The sequence below is a fragment of the Asticcacaulis sp. W401b genome (assembly GCF_046503825.1).
Lineage (GTDB): Bacteria > Pseudomonadota > Alphaproteobacteria > Caulobacterales > Caulobacteraceae > Asticcacaulis.
The window spans coordinates 1-9,686 of sequence record NZ_JBKFEE010000031.1; the positions used below are offsets into that span (position 1 = coordinate 1).

Consider the following 9,686-nt stretch of genomic DNA (forward strand, 5'->3'; position numbering starts at 1 on the left):
TGGCCTTCGGCCGCGACGACAATGCGTTCGGGATACACTCTGACGCTGACCGGCCGGTTGGCGAAGGATGCCGGCACGCTGTAGCGATTTCGCTCAAGGTGGATCAGACAGGTCGGCGTCACCCGTTTGGTATGCTCGACGAAGCCGTCGAACGGACGCGCCGGTGTCATCAGGTAAGCCTGCTCCTCCGCCCAGACATCGTAGATCGTGCCAGGCAGTTCTCCATGCGGGATCTCACGCCACAAAGCGATGCATTGCGCCTCGAGCCAGAGGTTCAGCGCCGCCAGATCCGAGAACGCCGGCGTCGGCACCCACAGGCGATGACGGGCATCCTGGACGTTCTTCTCGACCTGACCCTTTTCCCAACCAGATGCCGGATTGCAGAACTCGGCATCGAAGAGATAGTGGCTGGCCATCGCCTGGAAGCGCAGATTGACCTGGCGCGCCTTGCCGACGCCGACCTTGTCGACGGCCGTCTTCATGTTGTCGTAGATGCCCCGCCGTGGCACGCCGCCCAAGACGCGGAAAGCTTCGACGTGCGCGTCGAACAGCATCTCGTGCGTCTGGAGCAGGTAGGCGCGCACGATAAACGCGCGGCTGTGCGACAGCTTGAAGTGCGCGACCTGAAGCTTGGTCCGTTCACCGCCAAGAACCGCCCAGTCTTCACTCCAGTCGAACTGGAAGGCCTCGCCGGCCTCAAACGCCAGGGGCACGAACGTACCGCGGCCTGTTGTCTGTTCTTCCCGTTGCCTGCTCGCTTTCCAGTCGCGGGCAAAGGCAGCCACCCGAGCATAGGAGCCGCCATAGCCAAGTGCGACCAGATCCGCATGTAACTGTTTGATCGTCCGTTTTTGTTTGCGGGACTTCCCCGCCTCGATCCGAAGCCAGTGCGCTAGCTTCTCGGCAAACGGATCAAGTTGGCTCGGCCTATCCAGACATCGAAACCTGGGCTCGACCTCCTCCGATCGAAGGTATTTGCGGATTGTGTTTCGCGACAAGCCAGTTCGACGGCTAATCTCACGGATCGGCATCTGATCTCGAATAGCCCAGCGTCGAATGACGCTCAATAACGCCATGTCTATCACTCCTTGAGCCCTCGCTGTTCAAAAACGAGGGGAAGTTCAACATGGGTCAATTCTCGGTGAAACTTTTCCGCCTTAAAGGGTCAATTCTCGGCGAAAATTAACACCTAACGCCGCAAAAATTCATACAGATGCGCCCCAGCTGCGCCAAAGAGGGTTATTGCTCTCCAGGTCAAATTTTTTCTCTAATCTTCAAGAATAAATCGCGTAAAAGCTTTTGGGGTTTGCGCTTTGGCCAGCCCATAAAATTAGAGTAAGTCTCGTAGTTTAGGAACTCCATTTTTCTTGGGTCCGCTCTTGTTTCCTGCGATACAGAGGCAATTTTAGCGAAGAGGTCAGCAAACCCAGTTTTCTTTTCGGATGGCAAGTGCCAAAGCGTTAGTGAAGAGTCATTGAGTGATAAATTGTTGTGCTTGAAAGTAGTCCACATCCGTCGAATGTACGGATTGGCTGTACCTTGTTCAATGCCTTCCAATGCGTAAAGAATCGAAAGAAGGTGCGCTTCCTCAAGTGGCGCATTGGGTTCACCAGCTATCACTTTAGGCCAAATTGACCGGACGCGCGAAACAAGCCGTTCTGTTACATCTTGGCGTGCAGCGTAAATTTCACCCCCATCGTAATCTACGGACCTGCCCACGACTCCTCCTTGCGCTGTGCAAAATGCCGCCATTTGTTGTCGAGTGCGGCCATTTATTGGTTCAGCCTCTTTATACTCCGATTCACTGAAGCAATATGTTAAAGCACCGTTTTTCTGAATTGCATCAACAATAGATTCAGCTGACTTAATCCAAATTACATCGCTATCTAGTACAATATTAACTTCTGCGATGGGGGTTTCAGTTAAGTAGTTAAGAATATCAAATATATAAAACTGATTTCCCCATGATCCGACTGAGTTTTGGGGAAGCCTGTACGTCACCGGTAGCCTAACAATTTTCACTCCCCAATGTTGGAAAAGCTCGGAAAGTTCTACACCGTCAACTCTAGGAAGATCCGTGTTTGTAAAAAATACGTGCATCTCTTCTGAGTTTAAATGGATGCTGCTTGCATAAAATGCGGCGACACATCTCCAATAAATTAACTTTGCTTCAGATGTATTCGATAGACTCCCTATCTGAGGGAAATATGTTGCCTCTGCGGCTGAGTCTTCTACGAACCATGTCGATATCATAACGCGATTTTGCATATAAAGCCCTCAAACAATTTGGATCGAAATGAGAAAGGTTCCGGGTTTCCAATTTGAAACATGGGGTTAGCTTAGATAAGCATAGACTGGTTCTCTCACAATTTCACGGAATTTATTTCCGATTTAGATCTGCAGAAAAATATTGCATATTTTTTTAATAACAAAAAAATTATGCTTTATTTATTAGAAAATTAAGAAAATCAATAATATCGATATTAGCTCTCTCTGAAATGTAGAGCATTTCAATTAAATATTTTTCTCCATTCGGTTTGATCAAATATATAAATTTATTCTGAAATCATAAAGAGCCTTTTTCAATTTTACTTCACGAAATGCAGGTTAAGCCCTGTAAGTTATCGGATCTCAACTACCTGTCGGATACAAAGGACTAACTTTGCTTAGTCGAAGGCGCGTTTGACCCCGGCTGCTAGCGACCCGTGTTTGCTGAACGCGCTCATAAGCCGCGCGACCGCGCTCGACCACCACAGCTTCACTGGATTTCATAGCATCCCCCAGTCCAACAACCCGCCAAGCGTCACCCATACGCCTAGATAACACCGTACCGCACTGCAAAAATTGTGCAACGCATAATAAACCCCCCGGTGTGTTTTTTAGATAACTGTGGCCCTTGGGATAATTTCGGCGCGCTCCTAAGGTAGAGCGAGGCGCTGCGGGGATGGCAGAGGCTCTAACCCGAAGCGACTGATTAGCGCAAAAAGGACAAGTAAAGGCAATATGGCCGCGACGATGCAATACCCGCCGCCAGATAAATGCAGTCTGGGAAGCTGTAGACACGACCTGACATCCGTTGCACCTTCCACACACATAAACGCTGTTTTATAATGGCACATAAAAAAGCCGCGTCAACCATAGGCTGACGCGGTTTCTTCTTTTAGGGTTGAATAAACCTTTGCGCCTACTGGTCTGTATGATAGCGCTTGTAGGCTTTGTAGTAATAACCCGCATCGCCATAGCCGTATCGGTAATTGCTCACGTGGTTGGCGTGCGAGGCTACGCGACGGCGAAGTTTCCGTCGACGAGGACGCGGATCGCGGCGTAAGGCATCAGGCCGCGTAGGCGTGCAGTGCCTGTGATTGAGCGATATCCTGCGTGTATGTCGGCGCCCCATTGTGAGCGGAAGCCGTTTGTCACTTTTCGGAAGACGACCGACGGTCTGATCTCTCGCTCGGAGACATTGTTGGTGGGTGGCACCCTGGGATCGGTCATGAAGACGAAGAACTTGGTCCGCCACGCCTTAATTTGCTTTTTCAGATAGGCCCCGGCCGGATGGGCCGTTGGAATGGCAAGGATTTTATCGAGTTTGTCGTCTGCCTTGGCTGCATAGGCGCGAAGGGTTCCATCTTTCAGGTCCCCGCTTCGATGTCCAACGCGGATACACCATCGCAGATGGTCGCGTATTTTCGGGGCAAAGACCGTGTCGCCGCAGTCGATGGCATATTGTACGTCGCGAAGAACGTGGGCCAGACAGACCTGGTGATTTTTGGCTAGTTCCTGCTGACCGGCATAGCGGTCGCTGATCCAAACGTCCGGATAATGGCCCGCCATCACTTCTTGCGGAACGGACTTGGCTCGGCTCGGCGCGATCTTATGAAGGACCGCCTTGTCCGAGGTGAAGCTCCATTGCCATTGGGTGATACCGCTGACGCGCGTCGTGGTTTCGTCGGACGCGACGACGCGGGCGGTTCGCAGTTGAGCGGCAATGGCCTCGCAAGCCGTTGCCATCTTGCCTTCAAGGCCCTTGAAGATATTGGTCAAACCGCCTTCGGATATCTTCAGGCCGAACAGTTCTCCCATGACGCGCGACAGCCGCTCAAAACTGACATGGTGAGAATGGTGCAAATAGGTGACCAGTGAACGGATTCCAGGACCAAACGGTGAGCCGGTGGGCATCGAGGCGGGCGCGGCAGCGCGGAAACGCCGACCGCATCCGCAACGCCCGCCCATGAGTTCGACCCGCGTAACTACGGGGCGTATCGGCGGCAGGTCGATATGGTCGTAGCGACACCGAATGTGCTGGGAAAGCCGTGACACATCGGCATGGCAGTGGCGACACTCAGAAGCATACACGCGCTCTGTCCGATCAGGATTGTCGGCCAGCCGGCGCGAAACGCCCGGACGCGACGGGCGAGGCTTCTTAGCCCCGCCACCCGGCCGGTTCGGCTTACCAGGGCCGTCGCTCGATGGCGGCTGATGCGAGTTCTTCGAAGTCTTCCGCGCCTTGCCGCCGCGCCGCTCAAGGTCATTCAGCCGCCGGACCAATTCCTCGATCATAGCCCCTTGCTGGCGCAGCAGATCAGCTTGCTCTGCAATCAGCGCGTCTTTTTCTTTATCCGAAAGAGGACGAAGCGGAGGACGAATCATGACCCCATGGATTCAGAACCCGATTCATCGCGCAACCCCAAATCTGCCAACCACGTGAGCAATTACGGCTTACGTCTCAAGCGCGTGGACATTCTGCGGTACACGCCGTATGCTTACTCCACAGCGTAGGCTTACCGTCCACCATACATAGGCTGGTCTCTTTCAGAGAGACATCAATTCCGGCATAATAGTCCATGGCTGTTCCTCTCGTGATGCTTGGGGGCGATCGCTCGCACCCCGGTGCAACATCTTCATTCTGGGGGACAGCCACCAATTTGGCTATTCTCGACAAGCCGGCCCATCACGGCATCTAGTTCTTTGCGCAATCTATGCCAAACTAACAGTGCCAAGATAAAATCAGCAAATGCAAGAGCAACACTGACAATTTTAAGGCCGGAAAAATCGTTAGTCCAAATGAAAAAGGGCACCAATGCTAGCAAACAGTAGATAAAAATGGTTGCATTTGCGTAACTCGCGTGTCTATTCATAGCCTGTAGAGCCATTCCTGCCGACGAAGTTAGTGCCGAAAAAACAGACGCAACTGATACAAAGAAAAATATAGAGTTGTCATGTACGTGAATTTTATTGCTAGTCATAAAATTTATTATAGAGTTACCAAATAATGTAAGAATTATGCAAAATGGCACTGTGCATATTAATGAAAATAAAGCCGATAGATTCACAATCTTCCTAATCTGATATATATTTTTATCCGCATAAGATCTTGCGACTTCTGGAACAATGGATCTTCCAAGAAGATCAGATATTTGAAGGGGTAATCGGCAAATTGTTCTGACGGGAGAGAACACTGAAACAGCAAATGGTGCAAAAGAGTGACCGATGCTTACGACCAAACCTTGCAAATAAATAGCACTTGAAGCCGATATCTTTAGTGAGGCTAGCGCTGGGCTCCTCAGACGCATTATAGTCTCCCAGCTGGCCTGAGATACACCTACCGCCGCCCAAGATTCAATTCTTACTATATTCGCATAAAGTATAAATGTGCCGATTATTCTTATAATCAACATTATCAAGCTAACTGTAAAAAACCCATATCCATTTAATGCAAGCAATAAAATAGATGCTCGCTCAACGGATGCGATAGAGTCGGTAAAAAATACACCTTGAGCATATCGTCCAGACACTCGATAAATGCCATTAGTGATTATTGATTGAACGCCAACTATTGCATAAATAGCCAATATTATTGATGTGATGTTTCCGTCAAACTCAATATATTCTTTACCAAAATTTTTTATTTCTAACAATTTGCAGGAAATAAATATGATGGAAATGAAAAGAGTAATCAGGCTAACAAGAAGCCAACTGCTCTGTAGTGTTTTTTTAGTTTCATTAATTTGTCCTCTTTCGTATGTCTGAGTCATATCGTTTGAAGCAACATTACCAAATCCTAGATCGCCCAATATAATTGCCGTCGGAATCGTCGTAAGCAAAATCCATTGCCCGTAATTTTCCGCTCCCCAAGCGCTAGGAAGAATAGACAATGAAAAGATATTGTATATAGTTACCGAAATCTTATCGAATGATCCCGCAAAGAAACCTCTAATTATCCGCAACAGCTGTTGCTTGTTTCCCATTAAACTTTCAAACATTTCTCTTCCAATCGGAATAAAATTTATTAATATGATATTTATGTGTTGATGATACCAATGGCATTGCAATTAAATTATTGAATGTATGAAATATTCATTATTACAAATAATGTTTATATAATGTTCTGTTAAAATTAGTAAATCAAGAATTCAAGGCTGTTTGACGTTAAGAAGATAGAGGGCAGGGTCGTACGTTTAGATAGGCAACGCAACCCCACACTTAACCGATATCGATCAGAACGAGCCCTTAACTCTGGTTAAGAATTGACAACTAGAGGTTCACCCTTAAAGGGAACACCAGCCAATATCACTTTGCTTGACCCAATCCCTCGCCATCCAATTCGCATGCCCCCTTATCCAGGTGGTTGTAAAGCGGCGCAACGTAAAGTTCACTCCAACACGTCGCAGCACACCGGCGTCCACCTCTAGAGAGTAAAACTTAGCACACGCGATTGGTAAAGCCCGGCACAACAATGGTCTAAAACGCGGTTCTTTTCCGAACAACAAACTACGCGATCCCTTTCTAGAGGGTTGATATCTATGAATGACCAATTTTCGCAAGTGGCTCTGAATACCTCAATCTATCGAACCCAAACATTAGCTGAAAGGTCTATACCTGGACACATCGCACTGGTATCAAAAATGCCCAACGGAACTTAGTCGTCCACATCGAATCTTTTGCCCAATTTCAACCTTTCGTAAAGTCTGCATGTCTAATACAGCCACTTGAGCTCACTTAATTCCCACCGCTTTGATCCGCCGCTCAACAAACTGCAGCATTTTGTCCGTGTAAAGCAATTTGAAAAAATTTTTCTTTCCGAAAACCGCCAGAGAGTAATAACACCTCCCAATCAAACAGCTTTAAACTAGCAAATTCGAACATGTATTTCGGTTGAGAATAAACAACCCAAAAACCATACCGCTCATTTCAGACATAAATGCCGCGATTATTGACCTTTACTATTCGCGAAATTGGAAGGCGTTAGCTAAAAAAGCTCCAAGGGTTAGCTTAAGCATTATGATCGCATCAAGTGCAAATGTCTCAAAATTAGAACATTGGTCAACAACTAAAGATACGCGCTCGTGAACGAGCAAAGAAGCAACTACTCAAATTGAAGCCCGGTTGCATTTTTCCGCCAGCTTTTACAGAAACTTAATAACCTAACTCGTGAGTTGAGGCAATCGAATTGTGGGCTGAACCACCTCGGGCTTGCCGTAGGCTCCAAAACCTGAAAGGATGGAGCCAAAACAATCAATCCCAAAGCAATAAGGGCAGAGATCGAGGGGTTCGGATGGCGCAAAAGCACAGGGGCGACTACGCAGATGAACATGCCGCAACGCGTTCGATCGCTACCAAAATTGGTTGTGACGTCCAGACATCACGCAAACGGACTCACGGCGCATCTGACCTGATGGGGTTGTCTTATCGCGAGGATGAGATTAGGGGTAAGAGTAAACACGCCCCCATGTTGCGGATCTGACGATTTCGTGGTTCAGGCACCGGCTTGATTCGGCTTAAAATTCCAAGGGATGAGTTCATCGAGACGAGTGACGGTCCAACCGTCTGTGATGCGCTGAAGGGTCTGTGTCAGCCAGGCCAGCGGATTTACCCCGTTCATCTTGGTTGGCTGGATAAGCGACGCGATGATAGTCCACGTCCGGCCACCGCCGTCTGAGCCCGCGAACAGGCTGTTCTTCCGCGTTATGGTCTGAGGCCTGATGGCGCGTTCGACGATATTGGAGTCCAGCCCCGGTCACTCGACTCCTACGCTGCCGTGGGTCAGAAGTTGGCGGCATCGGGAACAACAGCATGAACTCGTTTCTTCCCGATCCGACAACGTCGCTGCTTGATCGCATTAAGGTCAGTATGGTGGGCCTGAAAATGCCGCGTGCCATTGAGGTCGTCGACACCTGCGTCTCCCGCCTCGATCGCGGCGAGATCACCGCGCTTGAATTGGTCGAACAGCTACTACTCGAGGAACTGACGTTCCGCGAGGATCGGCGGATCCGGACCGCTCTGCGGATGGGCCGGCTCAACACCGTCAAAACCCTCGCAGGATATGACTTCTCGTTCCGGCCCTCGCTCGACAAAGCCCGCATCCTGGCGCTTGCCGAACTGAACTTTGTCGAGCGTTGCGAGGTCGGTCAAATCTGTTGGCAAGACAAGGCTAACGCGGGCATAATGCACGCGAGTGGTGTCGGTCCACATGATCGAACTCCGGAAGTTTGTTGCAAAGCCCCTGAATTCAGCCGCCGGAAACGGCATTAATCTAACCTACTGATGTCAATCACTTTAATTTCGGATCAGACTTTTTAATATCAGACTTTTAAGCCAGTTTTGATCGGTTTTCACTTGAATTAATATATCACGCACTCAAGAGGCAAATATGAGTTCTAAGAGACTTGGCATAATAAGTTTAATTGGCCTGCTATCCGTGTTTGCAGGATGCGAAATAGTCCTTCGTATTGCGGGTTTTGGAAACCCACTAATCTACCAAGCATCCGCGTCTGGCTATGAAATCGCACCAAACCAAAAGGTTAACCGCCTCGGCAAAAAGCTGACTTACAACGCGGACGGTGTCCGCGTTGCAGATGCGAAGATGCCGTATGCCGCGGATCGGATTCTTACTTTAGGAGACTCTATAACCTACGGCGGTTCGCAGATTTCAGACACCGACTCCTACCCACTCAAACTGGAAGCAAAGATGCAGGCCGCAGGCTTTGAGATCTCAGTTCTCAACCCGTCGGCAGGCGGATGGAGCCTGCTCAATGAGGCGGCATGGCTTAAGTCGCACGGCACGATGGAAGCAAAGCTGATTTATCTCCAGATAGGTGAGAACGACCTATTCCAACCTTTTTCTGGATCTGAGATCTTGGATAACCACCCAAGCTTTCCAACAAAAAAACCAATAAGCGCTGTAGTAGAAGTGCTGACGCGTTATATTGCTCCCCGGCTGGGTCTAGGTAAGACAGCAGTCGATCCCGGTGCATCAGCCTTCAAGTCGGACGCCATTGCCCTGAAGGCATCTATTGGTGCGATCAAAGACATAGCTAAACGAGCCCATGATAACGATGCTGGCTTAGTAATTGTCTACATTCAACCCCGTACTCCGTCTTCTGCCGTCGAAACGATTGAAGCTAAAGATGCGCTCTTGGCTACATGTAAGGACTTAAATGTGCCCGTTATAGATGTATCTCCCGCCATGGTGAGGGCAGGGATTGACTCGGTCTTCCGTGATAACGTGCACCCTAACGCAATCGGCAACGAGGTCTTGGCCGGTTTAGTGGCATCAGACGCAGTACAACGGATCGTGAAGGATTAATGCTGCATAGAGCCGGTTCTGCGCGAACCCGAAAAAAATCTCGAAAAAATCTTCAGGCCGTACGGTGGAGCCCGATTAGGGATGAGGACACATCCAACGC

General features: G+C 49.2%; 6 protein-coding genes and 1 pseudogene. 2 read left to right on the forward strand and 5 right to left on the reverse strand.

What is annotated here, in order from left to right; all coding sequences use genetic code 11:
• From istA to ACK8OE_RS20440, 5 genes and pseudogenes are all read right to left on the reverse strand, one after another.
• Nucleotides 1-1,076: IS21 family transposase (gene istA, locus ACK8OE_RS20420; protein WP_410274157.1), on the reverse strand; the 1,076-nt coding region annotated here is incomplete at its 3' end.
• Between the two features lie 178 nt (nt 1,077-1,254).
• Complete coding sequence (locus ACK8OE_RS20425) at nt 1,255-2,268, reverse strand: hypothetical protein (protein ID WP_410274158.1); 1,014 nt, start codon at nt 2,266-2,268, stop codon at nt 1,255-1,257.
• A gap of 1,011 nt (nt 2,269-3,279) precedes the next feature.
• A complete protein-coding gene (gene tnpC, locus ACK8OE_RS20430; RefSeq protein WP_410274072.1) occupies nt 3,280-4,650 on the reverse strand; it encodes an IS66 family transposase in 1,371 nt (456 codons plus the stop codon).
• A 251-nt stretch (nt 4,651-4,901) separates the two neighbouring features.
• Nucleotides 4,902-6,263 carry a lipopolysaccharide biosynthesis protein gene (locus ACK8OE_RS20435; protein ID WP_410274159.1) on the reverse strand — a complete coding sequence of 454 codons (1,362 nt, stop codon included), beginning with the start codon at nt 6,261-6,263 and terminating at the stop codon, nt 4,902-4,904.
• Nucleotides 6,264-7,756: 1,493 nt separating this feature from the next.
• Nucleotides 7,757-8,011 (reverse strand): annotated as a pseudogene (locus ACK8OE_RS20440) (transposase domain-containing protein); the annotation flags it as partial.
• Nucleotides 8,012-8,073: 62 nt separating this feature from the next.
• Between ACK8OE_RS20440 and ACK8OE_RS20445 the strand changes: the two are divergent.
• The gene (locus tag ACK8OE_RS20445) at nt 8,074-8,532 is read left to right on the forward strand and encodes an ATP-binding protein (RefSeq protein ID WP_410274160.1); all 459 of its coding nucleotides are present in this window, start codon (nt 8,074-8,076) and stop codon (nt 8,530-8,532) included.
• Nucleotides 8,533-8,650: 118 nt separating this feature from the next.
• On the forward strand, nt 8,651-9,586 hold the full coding sequence (locus tag ACK8OE_RS20450; RefSeq protein ID WP_410274161.1) for an SGNH/GDSL hydrolase family protein: 936 nt from the start codon (nt 8,651-8,653) through the stop codon (nt 9,584-9,586).
• The last annotated feature ends 100 nt before the right edge of the window (nt 9,587-9,686 follow it).

Coding starts and splice junctions, on each gene's coding strand:
- ACK8OE_RS20425 (WP_410274158.1), bottom strand. CDS start 2,268: ATGCAAAATCGCGTTATGATATCGACATGGTTCGTAGAAGACTCAGCC.
- tnpC (WP_410274072.1), bottom strand. CDS start 4,650: ATGATTCGTCCTCCGCTTCGTCCTCTTTCGGATAAAGAAAAAGACGCG.
- ACK8OE_RS20435 (WP_410274159.1), bottom strand. CDS start 6,263: ATGTTTGAAAGTTTAATGGGAAACAAGCAACAGCTGTTGCGGATAATT.
- ACK8OE_RS20445 (WP_410274160.1), top strand. CDS start 8,074: ATGAACTCGTTTCTTCCCGATCCGACAACGTCGCTGCTTGATCGCATT.
- ACK8OE_RS20450 (WP_410274161.1), top strand. CDS start 8,651: ATGAGTTCTAAGAGACTTGGCATAATAAGTTTAATTGGCCTGCTATCC.